Source organism: Arenibacter aquaticus, assembly GCF_003957295.1.
GTDB lineage: Bacteria > Bacteroidota > Bacteroidia > Flavobacteriales > Flavobacteriaceae > Arenibacter > Arenibacter aquaticus.
Map to the genome: position 1 here is coordinate 257071 of NZ_RQPJ01000002.1, position 21840 is coordinate 278910.

Consider the following 21840-nt stretch of genomic DNA (forward strand, 5'->3'; position numbering starts at 1 on the left):
TTAATCTTTAAATAGAACCCTAAACCCTTTCCAATTTTATAGGTGCCGTGTTATAAGCATTCCATTGACAGACATATAAATTCTTGTCTGGATCCACAAAAACGTCATGACCATGGTTAAAAATAGGGGTTTGGGCATTGCGCATGGTCTGAAGTTCCCCGTTGATATAATTAGGTTCCTCTCCCCCCGGATTGGAAACCACCTTATTTTTTCCATCCAAAATGGTTACAAAACCAGTATCCCGCACCCATTTTTTACCATCTCTGGTTTCCGACCAACATACTCCCGAATAAATATTATCACCATCCAAAACAGCACGACAGACAAAAGCCCCCGGCAAATTCAAGGTCTTAATATATATTCCGTCAAGAGTGAAAAATTTGAAAGCATTTTCCGTTCTAGAAGTTACGATCAATACCGGGTTTTTACTATCTCTATAATCTACCGCCACTCCATGGGCATTCATCAAATTATAATTTTCATCGGCATTGTTTTTACCTCCCCATTTCCTAATAAATTCGCCTTTGTGGTTGAATTGAAGAATATAGTCCGAACCATAACCATCGGCCACATAGATATCCCCATTGGGCCCAACAGCAGTTTCAGTGGGCATATAAGCCTCCCCTTCCGCATATACCCCAATAGTTAATGGATGTGGCAGCGGAAAAATGAGTCGGCCGTCAATAGTTGTCTTAAAAACCTGACCAGCCTGTTTGTGGTACTTTCCCGTTTTATCTACATAATACCCACAATCTGCGATATATAGGACGTCTTCACCTCCTTCGTTATGTAAGGTTAGACCATGTCCTCCCGGATACCCAGTACCCCAATGATCCAATAGTTTTCCAGATTTGTCGAAGACCAAAATATTATTGGCGGTATGATCACCGATCATCAATAATCTACCCTTACTGTCCATTTGCATTTCATGACAGTTTAGAATAGGGTTATGGGCCGTGGATATTTTTGCCCAATCTCTATGTACTTTATATCTGTACTCCCCATGCCCCACAATATTTTCTTTTTGGCCTTCTTTTCCAAGAATATGGAATCCAAACGACGGGGTCGCTGCCAATGCAGACCCCACCAAAGTAGTGGTGCTTATAAATTTCCTTCTAGAATTGTTCATCATGTTGGTTTAATACTATAATAATATTTTTTAGGTCAGTATATCCTTAACCACATCGCCATGCACATCTGTAAGCCTAAAGCGCCGCCCTTGATGTTTATAGGTTAACCGCTCATGATCTATACCAAAAAGATGAAGCAAGGTAGCTTGAAAATCATGTGTGTGCACGGGATCTTTTACAATATTATAACTAAAGTCATCGGTCTCGCCGTAGGTAAATCCAGGTTTGACCCCGGCTCCTGCCATAAACATGGTAAAAGCTTTGGGGTGATGGTCCCGACCATAATTGGTATCCGTAAGCTGTCCTTGGGAGTAAACGGTACGACCAAATTCACCTCCCCACACAACTAGCGTATCCTCTAGCATGCCCCGTTGTTTTAAATCTTTGATCAGGGCAGCCGTTCCCTGGTCCGTATTCTTGCTCTGATGCCTTACCCCTCCTGGGCAATTGCCATGCTGATCCCACCCTTGGTGATATAGCTGAACAAATTTCACATCTTTCTCCAGTAACTTTCTTGCCATTAGGCAGTTGGCCGCATACGTTCCGGGGTTCCTACTGTCTGGACCGTACATATCAAATATATAATCCGGTTCATCTGATATATCTGTAACTTCCGGTACCGAAGTTTGCATTCTATAGGCCATTTCATATTGTGATATCCTGGCATTGATCTCGGGATCACCATACGCATCATGGGCAATTCCGTTCAGTTTGTTCAGATAATCCAACATTTTTCTTCTATCATGGCCGTCATAGTTCTCCGGGTCGCTTAGATATAATACCGGATCTTTCCCTGAGCGAAATTGCACCCCTTGGTGTTCGGTTGGCAGAAACCCATTGCCCCATAACCTGGAATACAATGGCTGCCCTGATCCATTCTTGGACACTAGGGCTATAAAGGTGGGCAAATTATCATTGTCCGACCCCAGACCGTAACTAAGCCATGACCCTATTGATGGCCTCCCTGGCTGTTGACTCCCCGTCTGAAAAAAGGTTATTGCCGGATCATGGTTAATAGCATCGGTGTGCATGCTTTTTATAAAACACAGGTCATCTACCACCTCTGACAAATAGGGCATGGCATCACTCACCCAGGCTCTGGATTCGCCATATTGTTTAAAGTTTAAAATGGATGCCGCAATAGGGAAGGCCGTTTGATCGGCACTCATCCCGGTTAACCGTTGTCCTGCCCTAACCGAATCGGGCAAGTCTTGGCCATACATATCGGTTAGTTTGGGTTTGTAATCAAAGAGATCTATTTGGGAGGGGCCTCCGCTCTGAAAAAGATATACGATGCGTTTGGCCTTAGGTAAATGATGGGGCAGTCCCAATTTGTTTTTGGTGAAGGCCGTGATGGCTTGTTCTGGGTGCGACAGAGGGTTTACGGCACTCCATAACTTTTCTGTATTCAACAAAGAACCCAAGGCAAGGGCTCCGATTCCCATTGTTGTTTTTTTAAAGAATTCTCGCCTATCCAGTTGCTTTTCAACAGCTTGTAGGTCCTTGTTATTAGACCTTAACTTATCATGATGATCACACATAACCAACTAATTGTTTTAACTATCCTTTATTTGTATACTACCTTTTTGTTATAAAAAAATCAGAATTCATGATAGTATTCGCCACTACTGCATTGGCTGCCACCAAAGCCTTATCATCGTTTCTATCCAATTTAAACTCTCCGGTATTTAACCAACCTTGTGCTTTACTTAGGTTGGCAGAGAATTTTTTATATTCTTCATCCCTAAGATCTACCAACAATTGCAGCTCCTTCTCTTGAATTTTCCTTCCCGTAAGTTGCCTAAAGACCTGGGAAACAGCAATTCTTGAATTTTTCTCCCTGCTCATTCTCTTGCCCAGAACCCTGGAAGCCTCAATATAGGTAGGGTCATTTAGCAGCACCAAGGCCTGGAGCGGGGTATTTGTTTCCTGTCTTTGGATGGTACATACGTCACGTGCAGGGGCATCAAACGTGGCCAAGGTAGGGTGTGGTACGGAGCGTTTCCAAATAGTGTACATACTTCGGCGATACAGCTTGTCCCCTGAATCTTCCCGGTAGGTCGCATTATTTACCCTCCATAGTCCCTCTGGCTGATATGGGCTTACACTTTCCCCTCCAATAGTCTTATTTAGCAAACCGGAAGCGGCCAAGGCATTATCCCGTAACATTTCTCCTGTTAACCTTTTTGCCGGACCTCTTGCCAGTAATCTATTGGCTATATCACGCTCCATGAGTTCCTCACTTGCAGCCGACGATTGTTGATAGGTATGGGACATTACAATCATTTTCTGTAATGCTTTAATATCCCATCCAGATTCCCTAAATTTTATGGATAGCCAATCCAGCAGTTTTGGATGACTGGGCATTTCGCCTTGATTCCCAAAATCTTCCGAGGTCTTTACCAGGCCGTATCCAAAATAATGCTGCCAAAATCGGTTTACCGCCACTCTAGCGGTTAAGGGATGGTCTTCATGAAACAACCACTTGGCAAACCCCAAACGGTTTTTAGGATAGTCACCGGGCATTGGCAAAATGGCTTCCGGGGTATTGGGAAACACCTCCTCTGTTCTGGCGTTGTACACCCCACGATCCAAAATATAGGCCTGTACCGATTGGGCCGTCTCCTCCATAACCATCACTTCCTTTACTTTTTCAATGCTGTCTACATAACTCTTGCGCAATTCTGCCAATTGGCGGCGATCTGCCTTGGCCTTTTTGGACACGGCCTTCGTATAATACTCTTTCAACACTTTCCTATCAGCAGGCGAAAGTTCTGTGACTAACTTATTCGTTAACCGTACAGCATCCTCATGCCCGGCAAGCTGCATAATCTCCAATGAAGACAAATCCCTTTCATAAACCCTGATCTCGTCTATTACGGCCCCCTTAATTCCCTTGCCACGCAATCTGGCCCCCAATTGTAATCCGGGTTCATTGTTGTTCCTAAACAGAATATCTTTATAAAGGTTGTCTGTTTGCACCAGGGTCTCCATCTCCTTACCATTTACAAACAGCTTATAACCTTCCGCGGTACTGGAACCATCATAGGTAATGGTCAAGTGTACCCATTGGTCACGAGGAAATTCGGTTTTTGAAACCTCCACAATAGCATTATTGGGGGCCGTATGCGCCATCATGAGTTCCAATTTGTTGTCTACAATCTTTAAATGATATCCCCGCCAATTATAGAGAATGGCCCCGTCACCCTTGTGAAAAATATTACCCTGGGAAATATCGGCAGGAATATTGGCCCAAAGGCTTACACTAAAAGCATCACTTCTCCCAAATACTCCTGTTTTCCTCAGGTCTAACCAAGTATCCCCATCTAGCAAAACCCCTTTTCCCTGCTTCCCTACGGAAAGGCTTATTTTCTGACCTTCGGTCCCCTCCCGCTTCATGGTGCCATTATTACGGGCGTCTACCAAATTCCTTAGACTTGTGTCGTTTAAGTTGTAATAGGCAGTTAACCCATCAACAGGACTATTCTTTGGTATGGATTGGTAGGCCTTTTTCGAAATCCATTGATCAAAATTTGCAGCCACTTCATTGTGCTCCAAAGCTTTGATTTCCGCTTCCTTCCCTTTAATCAATTCCTCCATATAAGCTAGAACCTGATCTTCCTCTTCAGTGGTCAACATCAAGGTAGGTACGGGCGTGGCATCGTTCCAGGAAATCTGTCCGGACTCGTTTACATTGTTGAAAAAACTGGTCAATTCGTAGAAATTCTTATGCGAAATGGGGTCATATTTATGATCGTGACATCTGGCACATGCCACCGTAAGCCCCATAAAGGCCTGCCCAACTGTACTAGCGCGGTCCACAGCGTATTCTACCAAAAACTCTTCGTTCACAATACCTCCTTCCATATTTTGTGGATGGATCCGATTAAAGGCCGTGGCCAAAATCATTTCCCTGGAAGGATTATCCATAAGGTCTCCTGCCAATTGCCAGCTAACAAATTGCTCATAGGACATATTATTGTTAAACGCCTCAATCACCCAATCTCTCCAGGGCGACATGTCACGATACCGGTCTACACTATATCCGTGTGTATCGGCGAAGCGAGAAAGGTCCATCCAATCCAAAGCCATTTGTTCCCCATAGTGGGGAGAAGCCAACAATTTATCAACTTGCTTTTCATAAGCATTGGGGGAGCTATCCTGCAAAAAGGCATCCATTTCTTCCAAGGAAGGTGGCAATCCAGTTAAATCCAAGTACAGTCGCCTCAACAACAATTCCTTGTTCGCCCTGGGTGAAAACTGCAAACTATCCTGCTCTAAACGGGAGAGGACAAAATTATCTATTGGATTAATCAGCATGCTATCATCCTTCACCTTAGGCACCTCATAGGCCATTGGTTTAATAAAAGCCCAATGGTCTTTGTATTCCGCGCCATCTTCTATCCATTTTATCAAAACCGCCTTTTCATAATCGGATAGGGACAGATGGGAGTCCGGTTCCGGCATAATGTATTTTGGATCTTCGGTAATAATTCTGTGAAATACCTCGCTTTTATTAAGGTTGCCCGGTACAATAGCAAAGGTTCCTGGTGATTCCGTAGACTCCTTAAAGGCCAACCCAGGACTGTGTAATTGCAAGCCGCCCTTTATCTTTGCATTGTCCGGCCCATGACAAATAAAACATTTATCGGACAAAATAGGTTTTACGTGCAGGTTAAAATCTATTTCCTTAGGCAATTTTTCATATTCTAGGGTTACCAGCTCAGGGAGCTCTGGCCCACCACAGGAAATAATGGATAAAAAACCAATACAAAGCAACAAATTCTTAAAAATTGTCATAGCAAAACAATCATTTAGCAAATTATCAAAGTTAAAATTTAAGTATCCATAAAAGTATATCCAAATCAGCTTAAGTATAACACATTTCCGACATTTTTAATTGACCAATAAAAATTATTCCTTTACACCTTAAAAATACAGTCATTTTATCCCTATATTAGGCAAGATGGCCTTAAATACACACTCTGTTCTAAATCCGACAAATATCTTAAGACCATGTCTAAAACACTGCAATCCTTAAAATTGGCCCTTCTAAATGTTGGGTACGCCAAATTAGGCCCTTTATGGGACTATGATGATGTAATCAGTCCGTTCTTCCGAATGTACTATATAACTGCTGGAAAGGCCATGATATACCACAGCAATGAAACCATTAAACTAAAACCCGGCCACATATACCTTATCCCCAGCTATACTTTTGGCAGATACAAATGTGATGACTACCATGAACAGTACTACATAAGTTGTTTGGAAGAATTAAAAAATGGTTACTCCATTTTTAATTACGGCAGCTTTAGCTATGAGGCAAAAGCGAACTCCATGGACCTTTATTACTTTAAACGCCTATTGGAATTAAACCCCAATAGGCAGTTGGAGAACGACAACCCCAAAGTTTATGACAATAGGCCATCCATAATGGATTTTGAAAAGAGAAATGAAGATTTAAGCCTTTCTGAATATTTGGAAACCCATGCGATATTAAGAATATTACTCTCTAGGTTCGTAGCAGGTACCAATGCACAAAGAGGCAAGAGCAATATAAAAAAAGAATTTGGGATGGTTCTTAATTATATCCACTCTAACCTACACAAACATTTAACGGTAAAGCAATTGGCCGCCTTTTGTCATTTAAATACCGACCACTTCTCTAGGGTATTCAATGAAAATTTTGGGATGCGCCCCAATAAATACATACAATCCAAACGTATTGAAAGAGCACAATTACTATTGCTTTCCACAAACAATTCCCTAAAGCAAATTGCCGAAAAGGTAGGACTGGAGAACCTTTCCTACTTTACAAGAACATTTAAGAATCATACGGGCAAGACACCCGGAAAATTTAGGGAGGAACAACTTAAAGGAAATAGCTGATTCAAGAGAGTAGCTATTATAAACAGCATAACCTTATGCCGGGAAACATGGTTCCTTCATAAGGTTATAAGTGTTAATATAGGGGTTTAAGCGAAAGCTATAAAATACCCCATACAATTCTATTTCTTGGCAAAAACCAAATCAAAGTTTACCGTAACATCATCACCAACAATAATTTGGCCAAACATGGCCGTTGGTGGCACCATATTAAAATCCTGTAATACAATTCCCTTAGTACCTTTAAATGAGTAACTACCTTCTTCTTTTTGCAATTGGGATGTTATCTCAACCACCTTGCCCACACCGGCTATGGTAAGCAGTCCTTTAAGATTAAGGGTGTTAACCGCTTCTGGAACTTCCTTTACCTCCTGTAGCTTAAAAGATACCTCCGGATGCTCTTCCTTCTTTAAGGCTGCGTGCATTTTTTTATCCATGGCCGCACCGCGTTCACTATTAATATTTGCCACATCAACCTGAAACAATAGTTCTTTAATTACTTCTCCTGTAACTTCCATACTTCCCTTTATGGAATTGGCCTCTACCGTCCAATCATGGATAGTTGAGCTGCCATTTATCTTAAGGGTGCTTTCACTGGTCAAGGAAAAAGATTCTTGCGCATGACCCACAAAAACCATAAATAACACTACTAATATAAAAAGTCTATTTTGCATACAATTGGTTTACTATTGTTGTATTGATGAAAATCTATATCTATTCGTCCAAAACAGTTTGCCAGAACAATTTCTGTTCTTCTTCGGTTGGCTGCTCTTTGGGGCTTACCAATCTAAACCCAATAAAATTAGAATCTGTGTTCCACCAAAAGCTTTTTGGAATTTGCGGATCCCTCTTTTGAAGTTTTAAACTTGACGCCACCCTGGCAGAAGATCTTAAAACGTCAGCATCATCATCCCAAGACCCCCCTCTGATAACACGTGGATGAATTACCGTGGGCTGTACCCAAGGGTTTTTGGATTCTGTCATGGCATAGGCATTTTCCTTGTATTCATCCAATGTCCATTCCGCAACATTTCCGTGCATATCGTAAAGTCCCCACGGATTGGGAAGTTTGGTACCCACCTTGGCATATTGATTATTGGAATTCTTATAATACACCGCATAGTCATCTATCTTAGAAACATCATCCCCAAAAGAATAAGCCGTATTGGTTCCAGCCTTGGCCGCATACTCCCATTCTGCCTCCGTTGGCAGTCTATAGAATCTTCCCGTAACTGTACTCAACCATTTGCAGAAAACCAGTGCAGAGTAAGCAGACATACTAATGGCGGGGTACCCTACTTTCCCCATACCATAGGAAGGGTCCTCATATGGTGGACTAGGCCTTGTAATGGCATCTATTGCACTTAGTTTATCTGATTCCAAGTTCTGGAACATATTCTTATTTTGCTTAAAAAACAACTCAAAAGCCTCCCATCCCAGTTCGTATTTCCCCATATAAAAAGCATCTAGCTCTACGTTTTTAACAGGCCCTTCATGTGCTTTCCTATTGGCTTGGGATTCCGGACTGCCCATCATAAAACTGCCTTCGGGAATCAACACCATATCAAAAGTGATATCGGTAGCGGGGATGTTCTCTGTAAATTCTTTGACTGAGTCTGTTGCTGCCTCCGTTTTTTCGGGAACAGCAGCTACTGGTTGTACCGTTTTACAGGATTCAAGAAAAGCAATTAAAAAAACAAAAAGGAAAAGGTTAAAAAAAGATAGATTTGAAAATCTATTGGTAACGTTATGCATTTTAAACATTAGTTTTAGTTGATCGCATAAAAATATTATTAATTATTTAAACTTTGCAACCCAAAGTTCATTTTATACCAAATAACTTAACATTTGTAAGGTTTAATCCCTAATAACAGCCATATAATTTCGTAATATTGACTACTCAAAAAACAACATGATCATGAAAACAAAAATCATCTTCACACTATTGATTAGCCTTGTTTCTGTTAGCCTGTCCTATGGACAACTAAAAAAGGTGACCACAGTGGAAGGCATTACGGAGTACAAAATGGACAACGGGCTAAAAGTACTTTTGTTTCCGGATAATTCCTCACAAACAATTACGGTAAACATTACCTACTTGGTAGGATCAAGACATGAAGGCTATGGGGAAAAGGGAATGGCCCATTTACTGGAACACATGGTCTTTAAGGGCACGCCAAACCACCCTAACATTCCGAAAGAATTAAGTTCACATGGCGCCAGACCAAATGGCACCACCTGGTACGACAGAACCAACTATTTTGAGACTTTTAACGCCACGGACGACAATCTGGAATGGGCCTTGGATCTGGAAGCAGATCGAATGGTAAATTCCTATATCGCCAAAAAAGATTTGGAATCCGAATTTAGTGTGGTGCGGAACGAATTTGAGAGTGGCGAAAACGACCCATCACGGGTACTCATGCAAAAAGTAATAAGTGCCGGATATATTTGGCACAACTACGGTAATTCCACTATAGGGAACCGATCGGATATAGAAAGGGTGCCCATAGAGAACCTCAAGGCTTTTTACAAAAAATTCTACAGACCGGACAATGCGGTATTAATGGTTACCGGTAAGTTTGATGAAGACAAAACCCTGGCCCTGATTGAAAAGAAGTTTGGGATCCTGGAAAAACCAAGTGTTCCATTAAGTGATTCCTATACCAAAGAACCCGCCCAGGATGGTGAAAAGACCGTACACCTTAGTAGGGTGGGCGATTTACAATTGGTATCCGCCATGTACCATACCCCTGCGGGATCGCATGAAGATTACGCAGCCATGGCAATTGTGGAAAATGCCTTAACCGACGAACCTTCGGGCCGACTTTACAAAGCCCTGATAGAAAACCAAAAGGCATCCTCTATTTGGTCCTTTTCACCATTCACAAAGGAACCTGGGTTTTTATACATCAATGTAGACGTGCCTTCGGACAAAGATGCCAATGAGGTAGAGAAAACACTTAAGCAAACCTTGGACGACATCAAAAACCAACCTATTACCCAAGAAGAACTGGATCGGGCAAAGGCAAACCTCTTAAAACAGATAGATCAAATTTTTAGAAACTCGGCCTATCTGGGCACTTACATGAGCGAATTCATTGGTGCGGGCGATTGGCGATTGGCTTTTATACAGAGGGATAGAATTGAAAATATGACCCTGGAACAAGTAAATAAAAGTGCTAAGAAATACCTGATCGCTACCAATAGAACTATTGGAAGATTTAAACCCACCAAACAACCCGAAAGAGTAGAAATAGATCACACACAAGACCTGGAAGCCTTGGTATCCAATTATACAGGCAAGAAGGATATGGGTACTGGTGAGGCCTTTGACGTTAGCTATGATGCCATACAATCTAGACTGGATACCGGTGAACTCTCCAACGGCATTGCCTTTGGTATTATTGAAAAAAACAATAGGGGCAAAACGGTAAGAGTAAGTTTTAGCACCAGGAACGGCAATGCTAAATCTCTTACCGATAAAGGGGTAGTCCCTTCGTTTACCGCAAGCATGCTAAACAAGGGCACCACCTCCAAAACCAGGCAACAAATAGAGGATGAGCTGAGCAAGTTAAAGTCTTCCATATCCTTTAGGGCCAGTAATGGAAATCTCTATGCTACGGTAGTATCCACTGAGGAAAATTTGATGCCCAGCCTGACACTGATGTCCGAAATGCTAAAAAATCCAGCTTTTGAGGAGTCAGAATTGGAAAAATTAAAAACAGAATCCCTGGCCTATTTGGAGAGCAATAAGACCGAACCTCAGTTCCTGGCCACAAAAAGAATGTCTGTCATAAACAATGTACACCCAAAAGGACACCCATTGTACAACATGACGGTTGAAGAGGAAGAAGCTGCAATTAAAGCGGTGACCATTGAGGACATAAAGAAATTCCACAAAAACTTTTACGGTCTGGGCAGATCCATATTGGTGGGTATAGGGGATTTACCCTCCACAGAGGTCAAAGGTTTTATGACCAAAGAATTTACCAAATACCGCAGCAAAAACCGTTACGAGCGACTAAAAAATCCGCATGTAGCATCCAAAGATATACATGAGGACATACTAACCCCTGACAAGAAAAACGCTATGACATTTGGTAACCTCAACATAAAAATAAGCCAAGACCATGAGGACTATGCTGCCCTTAGTATTGGCGCCACCATTTTAGGTGGAGGTTTTTTAAATTCGAGGATAGCAGATAGATTGAGGCAAAAAGATGGTGTTAGTTATGGCGCAGGAGCTGGGTTCCGAGCAGATTTTGATGCCCAAGACCAAAATTCCTCTATGTACCTCTATGCAATTTATGCCCCGGAAAACTATGACAAAGTTCAACTTGGCTTCCAAGAAGAGATAGATCGTTTTATTAAGGAGGGAATAACGCAGGACGAGTTAAAGGACGCAGTAAATGGTTGGATACAGGAAGAAAATGTATCCCGTGCCAAGGATGCCGAATTGGCAAACATGATAAACAACAATATCTTTTACGGTCGCAGTATGGATTTCCAAAAATCCCTTGAAGAACAAGTGAAGAGCTTAACGGTAAGCGATGTTAACAAAGCTATTCAAAAATACATAAAGCCTTATAAAATCTGGACAGTGGTAAACGCCGGAGATTTTAAAAAATAAGAAGAAAAAGCTTTAACCTACTAAAAAGAAACAGTCCAAAAACTAAAGTTTTTGGACTGTTTCTTTTTAGACACCCTTTAAAACTGCTACCTTATTGACCAATTTCCGAAGCCTCAAACGACATTAATTCGCCATTTCCAAAAACGGGAGTAACAGCAATGGGATTACAACAAACTTCACAATCCTCAACATAGGTCTGTTTACTTACAGATGGATCCAATAACATGGATATCTCTTCCCAACAATAGGGACATTGAAAAAAGTGCTCGTACATGACTCTAGTGCTCTTCTAAAAATTAAGCTTAAGATAATTCCCTTAAAAAAAAGGAATTACCATCCATTAAAATGACACCTCCAATAATTGCCCTGTTAATTGTAGTAGTTGCAGTTCGGCCAATTTGGCGTCATACTTGGCCAAATTTTTATTGGTCTGGGCATTTAAGAGGTTAATCTGTGCCTGTCTGAATTCTATAGATGTAATTCTACCCAACTGGAACTGCTCTTTGGAACGCTCAAAATTATTCTGATTGGTTATTACATTCTGTTCCTGAATCTTAAATATCTGCAATCTATTTTCATAGATTTCCAAGGCGTTTAAAATATCCCTATCCACCTCAAGGGATACCTGCTCCTTTAACAACTCTTGGTTTTCATAAGCTATTTTAGAATTCTTGACCCTTACAGCAGTTCCTCCTCCATCAAACAAATTCCAAGTAAGACTGGCTCCCAAGGCAAAGTTTAAACTGTTCCTGTTGCTACCTGGTATAATCTGGCCAGGTATAAAGGAGGTAGCCGCACTCTGGTTTAAATTCCACCCGTAGGAACCACTTAGCCCCAAGCTGGGAAGGTATCCTGACCTGTTCACTTTAATATCGTACTCATTAATAGCCAAATTCCGTTCTGTTTGAAGTATGGCAACATTATACTCCTTGGCACGAGCTATATATTCCTCTATTTGTAATCGAGGTATAAAAGACACCAAGGTGTCTACAGCGTACCTTTCATTTAAATTCTGACTTAGGACTACATTTAAATCGCGTTTGGCATTGACCAAATTCTGCTGTACATTCATTAAACTGATGCTGTCGTTGGTAACATCCACTTGGGCATTTAAGATATCCAATTTTGTATTCTGTCCATATTCAAAGGAATATTCTGCTCTTTTAATTCGGTCCTTGGAAATCTGCAATGCTTGTCGCAATACATTTTCATTCTCACTCAGTCTTGCTACTTCATAGTAAACACTAAACAACTGCAGAATGGTATTCTCTATGGTTTCCCTAGCCTGTAGCTCCGTTAAATGATATTGTTCCTTTAAGCGCTTATAATTATAAAGTCGACCAAACCCATCAAAAAGGGTATAGTTTAAGCTTAGACCGGCGTTATAAGATTGGGACTCCGCATCATTTATCTCCAAATCTGGTCTTGGAATCCCTTCTGAATCAAATTGACCCGGATATTCTGTATTACTGTTCAATTCATTATAATTAGCACCGGCCGAACCGCTAAGGCTGGGCAAATACCCAGAGTTCAATAAACCACTGTTATTTTCGGCTATGGCCAACTGGTTCATGGCTACCTTAATTCCAAAGTTGTTTTCCAATGCAAGGGAAACGGCCTCATCTTTGGACAATAGTTTTTCCTGTGCCTTTGCACCACTACATACAGAAAATAAGAAAGTGGCTATTAAATAGGTATATCTCATTATTTCTTTTCTTCCAATTTGTTGGCCATTACATTTTCACCCTCCACGGGTGCTGTAATTTCTTGTAGGTGCCCGTTGTTTTTATGTCTTTCAAAGCCCTGCATATGGCGCTCTTCAACTTGTTCCTTTATAGCCCTTTCTACCTCTTCCTTGCTTACTTCTTTTCCGGTTGCCAACCATTTGCTCCCTACTTTAATCTTATTGCTAAATGCAAGCAGCAAAGGCAACATCAACAAAGTCAGCAAGGTTGCATATCCAATTCCATAAGCAATGGAGATAGCCATAGGCTTTAAAAATTGTGCCTGCCTGCTTTTCTCCAATAGTAAAGGTGCCAATCCGGCAATTGTGGTAATTGAAGTTAAAAATATGGCCCTAAACCTGGAACGACCGGCCTCATATATTGCGTCATCAAATTTCATCCCCTCCCTCAGATTACCATTAAACTTCCCTATAAGGACCAGCCCGTCGTTCACCATAATCCCGATCAGGGCAATAATACCCAACATTGACAAGACATTAATTGGAAAATCATGGATCCAATGTCCCCAAGATACCGCCGTAATACTAAAAGGCACCAAAACGATCAACATAAGTGGTTGACTAAAGCTTCTAAAAGTAAAGGCAATGGTAATATAAATCAACATTAAAACAGAAAGGCCAACAAACTTTAAGGACCCAAATAGTTTATTGGTTTCCCTATTCTGCCCTTCATAAGAGGCTGTCACCGTTGGATATTTAGAATGTATTTCTGGCATTATTACGGTCCTAATTTCATTCATTATATCGGTAGCACTAGTGGTCTTATCATCTTTAATATCTGCCGAGACCTGAATTTCACGCTGTCCTTCCAAATGGTTTATGGCCACATCCCCTCTTTCTATAACATAGGTCGCAATCTCTTTTAAGGGCACCTTACTACCGTTGGGCGCACTGATCCTCATATCGTCCAAATCATTTATGGACGATCTATCCGTTCTATCGTAGCGCACCCAAACACGAATTTCATCCTGACCCCGTTGAAAGCGCTGTGCTTGGGAACCAAAGAACCCGGCCCTGACCTGGTTCATAACACTTCTAAGGTCTAGCCCCATTAAATAGGCATTCTCTTTAAGTTCCAAGCGTATCTCCTTAATTCCTGCAGGATCATTATCGGCCACATCCTTGAGCAGGGCATTATTTTCCAATATGGTCTTAAGTTCTTTCTTGGCGGCCTTCAACTCCCCTATATTATTACCCAACAAGGACACAGAAATAGGGCTTCCCCCAAAATTGCCCCCAGAACCGTAAATAAGACTTTCTACCCCTACCACGGGTCCAACCAACTCTTGCAGCCTATTTGTAATTAAATCGGACCGTATTGCGTCTGGTCGTTCCTCACCAGGCAAGAGGTTTATATCCAAGGAAGCCGTAGAGGAACCTGGCCCAACCTTCCTGATCATATTTTCAAAAAGTTGCTTACCCGTTCCCTTTAAATACTTCTCTGTAAGCTCCTTGTCTACTATCTTGGCTTTTTCCTCTATTAGGCTAATAATGGAATCGGTCACCCTTTCATGGGTGCCGTTGGGCATTAATAGATCTACGGACACCCTATCACTGGCTACCCTGGGAAAGAAGGAGGTTCTAATAATGCCCCCTCCAATGGAACCGAAGCTCAAAAATAGCAACATCACGAACACCGAAAACATCAGGATCTTATACTTAAGCGAGAAACGCAATAATGGACCATATAGCCTATCACGCATCCAATTCATAAAGTTATCGCCCCATTCATTAATGATCCTCAATTTGGCAAACAACCCTGCAACCCCAGTTTTAGGTTTTTTATCCAGGGGCTGAAGCGCTTTGGAATGAGCAAGGTGAGCAGGCAATATAATCAAAGCCTCTACCAAGGACACCACTAGGGTAAGAATTACGATTACCGAAACCTCCCCAAAAAACTCTCCTATCCTACTGTCTAAAAACAGAAATATGGAAAATGCCAGGATGGTAGTTATAATGGCCGAGATAATAGGAGGCATTACCTCCATGACCCCATCTACTGCAGCTTGGATGGGAGGCTTTCCCTTCTCATAATTCTGATAGATATTTTCTGCAATCACAATACCATCATCTACCAAGATACCTATAACGATAATCATCCCGAAAAGAGACAAAACATTGATGGTTACATCAAAGAATCCTGCAAAAACGAACATCCCCAAAAATGCCACTGGCAGTCCAAAAGCCACCCAAAAAGCTAATCTGGTATTTAGGAAGAGTGAAAGAAACACAAGCACTAGGATCATCCCCATAATAGCATTTTCTGTCAGTAATTGCGTTCGCTGGGTAAGGGTTACGGATTGGTCGCTGACTACGCTCAATTGAACGTTGTTATGCTTCTGGTTATACTCTTCTATATATGCCTTGACCTTTTCAGAAGAGGTTATTAAATCTTCAGTATTGGTACTCGTTATAGCTATATTTACAGCGAGGTTTCCATTAAAATACGTAGCATTGGGGGTTTCCGAAAATCTATCCCGGATATCGGCAACATCTTTGAGTCGCACGGTTTGTCCGGAAGAATTTGCCCTTACGATTAAATTGGACAGCTCCTTTCCATAGTATGACCTATTATTGGCCCTAATAAGAAACTCTTCGGCATTGGTCTTGATATTACCACCGGTAACTAAAATATTGGCATTGGAGACAGCCTGGGCCACATCATCAAATGAAACATTGTATGCCAACAGGCTATTTTCATTTACGGCAATCTCTATTTCCTCATCGGGATATCCGGTTACATTGATTTGGGAGATGCCCTCCATGGCCCTGATATCATTCTCTACCTGCCTACCAATATGCTTTAGGGCCGTCAAGGTGATATTTTCACCACTTATGGCAAAACTAATGGTCTGTCTTACCGTCTCCAATTTGGAGACCACCAAAGGCTCCATTCCTGATGGAAAAGAAGGCACTCTATCTACTGCATTCTTAACCTCCAACAACATAAAATCTATATCCCTCCCCTTCTCTATCTCTACATTTATAACACCGCTGTTCTCCCTTGAATTGGAAGTAACCCTATCTACCCCCTCAAGGCCTTTCAAATTATCCTCAATTTTAAGAACTATACCCTCTTCCACCTCTTGTGGGGAAGCACCGGGATAGGTTACGTTTATGGTTATATTCTTGGAATCGGTTAATGGGAAAAATGAAGATTTTAGGGATAAGGCCCCTACAACACCAAAAACAAGAAAAGCTACAATTACAACATTTACTGCAACATGATACTTTATAAAATAGGCTATAACATTTCTCATTGGTCCTCTTTGTTGGTTTCTTGATCCTTATACACTTTAACCAACATTCCCGAATAGGCCCCCATTACAGGTTTGGATACAATGGACAGTCCTTCTGGCACATTCTTGAGCACCACTTTTTCATCTGAAAAATAAACTGGATTAACCGGTACCAAGTCCAAAACAGAGTCCCTGACTACAAAGATCTCTCCGTTCTCGGTAAGCAAACTCCGGTTTACCTCTATGGCGTTCGTTTCCTCCTTAGCCTTCAGATAGGCCTCCAAGTACATTCCTTCGCGCAGATTTGGATTATTGACCTCTATATAGGCATTTATAGTCTGTGAGCCTAGATCTACCCGTCCGTTTATCCGGGTAACCGTACCTTCATAGGTTTTAGCCTCATCTATACTCCTTAACTCTACTACTTCACCAACCTTTAACAAATCACTATATGATTTGCTTATGGCCACTTCCAGCTCATAGGAACTGGTATTTATAAACTCCCCTAATTTCTGCCCAGATCGTACCAAGCTGCCCTCTGTGACCAAAGCCTCGGTCAACACTCCATTAAAAGGGGCCCTTATGGTATATTTGGAGAGCCGCTGCTCCATATTCTTAAGGTTGTAATAATTGCTTAAAATCCCCCGGCCAGAAATAAAGTACTTCTCCTTTTCGGAAGCCATTTCCGGAAGGTCCGGAACACTTTCCTCCAAATCAAAATTAGCCAGATAGCGCTGCCACTTACCGTAAACCTCCGGATAATCCAATCGTAAATCGGGCATTATAGAGGTTATAAGATTATATAAATTACTCTTGGCAGACTGAACGCTGGCATAATATTCAGCCGGATCAATTTGTATAAGTACCTCACCCTTCCTGTATTCCTGTCCGGGTTTAAACAACTTTTTGCCCGGCCTAAAGATTCCTTGGACCTCGGCATATAGCTCTACCCTCCTTTTGGCAACAAGATTACCATTGGCAGGAACCACTATTGGCACATTGCCATTTTTTACCTTTTCGACAAAAACGGTCTTTATCACCTTTTCCGGGCGTGGCCTTGGGGTCTTCTTACTGTCGATAATTTTTTTAGCGCCAAAAAAAGACCCTATGATCAATAGGACCCCCAAAACGGACAATATAATTTTTCTAGAATTCATATGTTGGGTAGCAAGCTGGTTTGATTACAAAACTATCTATAAGTTTAAGCGCACTTTGTTAAATGTATCTTAAAGTTACACATAAGCCACAATACAAAAAAAAGGGAATGTACAATACATTCCCTTTTACCAAACCAACTTAGATTTAAGTATATTCTACTCTTCTATTTCATCTTCAAATTTTGTGTCGGCCATTCTGGTCCTTATTACATCAAAATCCCTGTATTTATTCTCTTTTTTCTCTTCTACCTTATCATAATCAAAAACAAGGAACTGACCAGAATTCAATTGACCCATATTATCAAATGAAAAAATGTTGTTATTCTGAATTTGCAAAATCTGCAAACTTGCCAATTGACCAAATTCTTTCGGAATTTCCCCACCAAGTTCGTTATTGGCCAACACCAATTCTTTTAGTTGTCCCAATTTACCTAGTTCTCCCGGAATGGCCCCATATAACTTATTTTCAAAAAGTCCTAGGCTTTCCAACTGGGAAAGCTCACCCAAAGAATTGGGTATACGGCCAGTTAAATTATTGCTAGACAAATTAAGTTCTTTCAATTTTTGCATATTCCCAAGGCTCTCAGGGATTCGTCCGCTAAGGAAATTATTAAAAGCCGTTAACTTCACCAATGCCTGTAAATTTCCTAGTTCTGAAGGTATCTCTCCTTCCAACCTATTCATTTCCAACTGTAGAACCTCCAACTTTTTTAATTCGGCGATGCTTTTTGGAATCTCCCCCCCAATAACATTAAAAGCAAGGTTTAAATGTACCAAATGCTTCAACCCACCTATTTCCTCAGGCAGGCTACCTACCAAATTATTCCTAAAAAGATTAATTTCCACTACATGGCCTTTCTTAATCGTAACTCCATGCCAAGTAGATATATCCGCGTTTAAATCCCAAGTATTGTTCCAATTTTCACCTCCAGTGCTATGATACAGGGACAACAATACATTTTTTTCGCTTTTTGGAACCACAGCATATAAGGCTGATCCAAAAATCATGCAACATACAACAATAGCCAATGAGCAGCTTGCTTGTAACTTTTTAATTTTCATGCTTCTATCTTTATTATTCCATATTATCTTCAAACCTTGTCTCAGCAGTTCTGATATCCTTTTCACTAGGCAAATTTTTTACATCAAAATTTCTAAAACCGCTTTCTCCGTCATAATCAAAAAGTGCAAAGTTTTCCGCACTATTTACCTGTCTTAAAGAATGTTTATCAAAACTGTTCTTTTGCAGCTGCACCAGCTCCAAATTAGGAAGTTTTAAAATCTCCTCAGGAAAATGGCCTATAAAATTATTTTCAGCCAAAACCAACATTTTTAAATTGGTTAACCTATCCAAATTTTTAGGTATCACGCCCCCTAAATTATTATCGCCCATTTCAAGACGCTCTAAGTTTTTCAAATTACCAATGGCATTTGGAACACTTCCGCTTAAACCGTTATTTGAAAGCAAGAGCACCCTGAGTGTTTTAATTTTGCCCAAACTCTCTGGCAGTTCTCCTGTAAGACTATTATCGAACAGATCCAGTACCACAAGTCTTTGCAACTCCCCAATGTTTTCCGGGATACCACCGGATATCTTGTTTTTTCCAAGTCTTAAAACAACCAAACTCTTTAAGGAGGCAACAGCTTCTGGCAGGGTTCCACTAATTTTATTAAGCGCAAGGTTCAAAACCCGTAAATGCTTTAGATCTCCCATAGATGAAGGCAGACTACCTTTGAGGTTATTCCCCATTAAATCTATAGAAACCACCTTATCCCCCTCTACGGTAACTCCTTCCCAGTTGGCAACAGGAGCACTAAGGTTCCAGCTTTTGAACCAAGAACCACCTTGGGTACTGGTATATATGTCTATAAGTGCATTTTTTTCCTGATCTGATATTTGACCGGATAAAACTTGCGCTACAAAAACAAACAGCACTAAGATGCCTTTTTTCATCATTTTGTACATTGCCCCATAAGAGACTTAAAGAATTACCTTACAAAATAAGATTATAGTAAGGTAAACCGCAAAAAAACTCGACAAAATACCCCAGTATCTACTGTTTTTGTGGTGTAGGTACTAAAAGTTGTGGTGTACGAAGCGTATAATAAAGGTCCAATTTAACTATGAAGCAAATTCTTCCAACTCCAAGGTGATTTTTTCCCAGGATTTCATAAGGGTTTCCAGCTCTTTTTTCTTGTTCTGATACATGTCAAAAAAATTGGGCTCCGCTATGGTCTTATCATAATTCATTAGCAAATCCTGATCAATCCGCGCAATTTCCTTTTCTAATTTGGCGATATTATTTTCAGTGTTGCTGAGCTTATTTTTGAGGGATTTTATCTTTTTTTGATCCTCAAAAACTACATGCTTTTCCTGGGGTTTGTCTTTCTTCTGTGACGGGACATTTTTCTTCTCAATGGCCCTGAAATCCTCCACCTTACGTTGTTCCAAATAGAAATCAATATCCCCCAGATACTCCTTAATTTTACCATCCCTGAACTCATATACCTTATTGGTAAGCCCTTGAAGGAAATCCCTATCGTGACTCACTAGAATTAGCGTGCCGTCAAAATTTTGCAAAGCTTGCTTAAGGACGTTTTTGGATTTGATATCCAAATGGTTGGTTGGCTCATCCATTACCAAAACATTAAAAGGCTGTAAAAGCATTTTAGCCAAGGCCAAACGGTTTCTTTCCCCTCCCGAAAGGACTTTCACATACTTATCCACCTCATCTCCCCTAAACAGGAAGGAGCCCAAAATATCCCTCACCTTGCTCCTATTCTTTTCATTGGCAGCATCAATCATGGTGTCCAATATAGTCTTATTACCATCCAGGTATTCCGCCTGGTTCTGGGCAAAATACCCTATCTGCACATTATGACCTAACTTTAGGATACCCTTATGGTCCAGCTCGCCGACCATGATTTTTGCCAAGGTAGATTTACCCTGGCCATTTTGACCGACAAAGGCAGTTTTGGAATCCCTTTCAATTAAAAGGTCTATTCCTTTGAGCACATGGTTGTCCCCATAACTCTTTTCCAAGCTTTCCATTTCCGCTACCACCTTTCCAGGAGTAACCGAGACCTGAAACCTTAAATTCATCACACTATTATCATCTTCATCCACCTCAATACGCTCCATCTTATCGAGCTTTTTTATAAGGGATTGGGCCATAGAGGCCTTGGTAGATTTTGCCCTGAATTTCTCTATTAGTCGCTCTGCCTGTTGTATTTCCTTCTCTTGGTTCTTTTGAGCGTTCAACTGTTGTTGCTTGATCTCATTTCGAAGCACCAAATATTGGGTGTAGGGCTTATTATAATCGTAGATCCTACCAAGGGAAATCTCAATGGTACGATTGGTTACATTATCCAAAAACATCTTGTCGTGAGACACTATCATCACCCCTCCGCTATAGTTTTTTAGAAAATTTTCCAACCAAATAATAGATTCTATGTCCAAGTGGTTGGTTGGCTCATCAAGCAAAAGCACGTCATTACTCTGTAACAAAAGTTTTGCCAATTCTATCCGCATCCTCCATCCTCCGGAAAAAGTTTCGGTTTTACGATCAAAATCCTCCCGTTTAAAACCAAGACCCAACAATACCTTTTCTGTTTCACCCTGGTAATTATAGCCCCCTAGAATTTCGTAATGATGTGTAACATCGTTCAAATCAATGATGAGCTGATTATACCCTTCACTTTCGTAGTCTGTACGTTCTGCCAACTGATGGTTTATCTCATCCAACCTTAGCTCTAACCCTTTAATTTCCTCAAAGGCCTGTTGGGCCTCTTCCAGCACGGTCCTGCCCAAATCAAAATCGATGTCCTGGCGCAAGAAGCCCATCTTAAGATCCTTATCACTAGCTATAGTCCCAGAATCTATAGGCATGTCCTTGGCCAAGATCTTTAAAAGGGTAGATTTTCCCGCCCCATTTTTCCCAATAAGACCAACACGATCCCCGGAGTTTAATCTAAAGGATATTTCTTCAAATAAATATTCTCCTCCAAAGGAAACAGAAAGATTGTGAATATTGAGCATAATATGTGA

14 protein-coding genes are annotated in these 21840 nt (G+C 41.0%); 2 read left to right on the forward strand and 12 right to left on the reverse strand.

Going from position 1 to position 21840, the window contains the following annotated elements:
• Nucleotides 1–19 precede the first annotated feature (19 nt).
• From EHW67_RS04030 to EHW67_RS04040, 3 genes are read right to left on the reverse strand one after another with little or no spacing between them, the layout of a single operon-like run.
• The gene (locus EHW67_RS04030; RefSeq protein ID WP_126161076.1) at nucleotides 20–1129 is read right to left on the reverse strand and encodes an NHL repeat-containing protein; all 1110 of its coding nucleotides are present in this window, start codon (nucleotides 1127–1129) and stop codon (nucleotides 20–22) included.
• A gap of 30 nt (nucleotides 1130–1159) precedes the next feature.
• The gene (locus EHW67_RS04035) at nucleotides 1160–2671 is read right to left on the reverse strand and encodes a DUF1501 domain-containing protein (RefSeq protein WP_126161077.1); all 1512 of its coding nucleotides are present in this window, start codon (nucleotides 2669–2671) and stop codon (nucleotides 1160–1162) included.
• Between the two features lie 37 nt (nucleotides 2672–2708).
• On the reverse strand, nucleotides 2709–5930 hold the full coding sequence (locus EHW67_RS04040; protein ID WP_126161078.1) for a DUF1553 domain-containing protein: 3222 nt from the start codon (nucleotides 5928–5930) through the stop codon (nucleotides 2709–2711).
• A gap of 216 nt (nucleotides 5931–6146) precedes the next feature.
• Here EHW67_RS04040 and EHW67_RS04045 point away from each other — a divergent pair, with 216 nt between their 5' ends.
• The gene (locus EHW67_RS04045) at nucleotides 6147–7022 is read left to right on the forward strand and encodes a helix-turn-helix domain-containing protein (protein WP_126161079.1); all 876 of its coding nucleotides are present in this window, start codon (nucleotides 6147–6149) and stop codon (nucleotides 7020–7022) included.
• Nucleotides 7023–7141: 119 nt separating this feature from the next.
• On the opposite strand, the gene EHW67_RS04050 is transcribed toward EHW67_RS04045, so the two are convergent.
• Both EHW67_RS04050 and EHW67_RS04055 read right to left on the reverse strand, forming a co-directional pair.
• Nucleotides 7142–7693, reverse strand: coding sequence for a YceI family protein (locus tag EHW67_RS04050; RefSeq protein ID WP_126161080.1), 552 nt, complete (start codon nucleotides 7691–7693; stop codon nucleotides 7142–7144).
• 40 nt (nucleotides 7694–7733) lie between these two features.
• The gene (locus EHW67_RS04055; RefSeq protein ID WP_238389842.1) at nucleotides 7734–8783 is read right to left on the reverse strand and encodes a formylglycine-generating enzyme family protein; all 1050 of its coding nucleotides are present in this window, start codon (nucleotides 8781–8783) and stop codon (nucleotides 7734–7736) included.
• 154 nt (nucleotides 8784–8937) lie between these two features.
• On the opposite strand from EHW67_RS04055, the gene EHW67_RS04060 reads away from it, so the two are divergent.
• Nucleotides 8938–11652, forward strand: coding sequence for a M16 family metallopeptidase (locus EHW67_RS04060; RefSeq protein ID WP_158285074.1), 2715 nt, complete (start codon nucleotides 8938–8940; stop codon nucleotides 11650–11652).
• A 91-nt stretch (nucleotides 11653–11743) separates the two neighbouring features.
• Here the strand turns inward: EHW67_RS04060 and EHW67_RS04065 are convergent, their stop codons facing one another.
• The 7 genes from EHW67_RS04065 to EHW67_RS04095 all read right to left on the reverse strand — a co-directional run bounded on the left by EHW67_RS04065 (nucleotide 11744) and on the right by EHW67_RS04095 (nucleotide 21831).
• Nucleotides 11744–11926: a CPXCG motif-containing cysteine-rich protein gene (locus tag EHW67_RS04065; protein ID WP_126161082.1), complete on the reverse strand. Its 183-nt coding sequence runs from the start codon at nucleotides 11924–11926 to the stop codon at nucleotides 11744–11746.
• 66 nt (nucleotides 11927–11992) lie between these two features.
• Nucleotides 11993–13357, reverse strand: coding sequence for a TolC family protein (locus EHW67_RS04070; RefSeq protein WP_126161083.1), 1365 nt, complete (start codon nucleotides 13355–13357; stop codon nucleotides 11993–11995).
• Complete coding sequence (locus EHW67_RS04075; protein WP_126161084.1) at nucleotides 13357–16656, reverse strand: efflux RND transporter permease subunit; 3300 nt, start codon at nucleotides 16654–16656, stop codon at nucleotides 13357–13359. Before EHW67_RS04075 ends, EHW67_RS04070 begins: the two co-directional genes overlap by 1 nt.
• On the reverse strand, nucleotides 16653–17792 hold the full coding sequence (locus EHW67_RS04080) for an efflux RND transporter periplasmic adaptor subunit (RefSeq protein WP_126161085.1): 1140 nt from the start codon (nucleotides 17790–17792) through the stop codon (nucleotides 16653–16655). Before EHW67_RS04080 ends, EHW67_RS04075 begins: the two co-directional genes overlap by 4 nt.
• Nucleotides 17793–17948: 156 nt before the next feature.
• Complete coding sequence (locus EHW67_RS04085) at nucleotides 17949–18854, reverse strand: leucine-rich repeat domain-containing protein (protein ID WP_126161086.1); 906 nt, start codon at nucleotides 18852–18854, stop codon at nucleotides 17949–17951.
• Between the two features lie 13 nt (nucleotides 18855–18867).
• The gene (locus EHW67_RS04090; RefSeq protein ID WP_158285075.1) at nucleotides 18868–19746 is read right to left on the reverse strand and encodes a leucine-rich repeat domain-containing protein; all 879 of its coding nucleotides are present in this window, start codon (nucleotides 19744–19746) and stop codon (nucleotides 18868–18870) included.
• 168 nt (nucleotides 19747–19914) lie between these two features.
• Nucleotides 19915–21831, reverse strand: a complete 1917-nt coding sequence (locus EHW67_RS04095) for an ABC-F family ATP-binding cassette domain-containing protein (RefSeq protein WP_126161088.1) — start codon at nucleotides 21829–21831, stop codon at nucleotides 19915–19917.
• Between the last annotated feature and the right edge of the window lie 9 nt (nucleotides 21832–21840).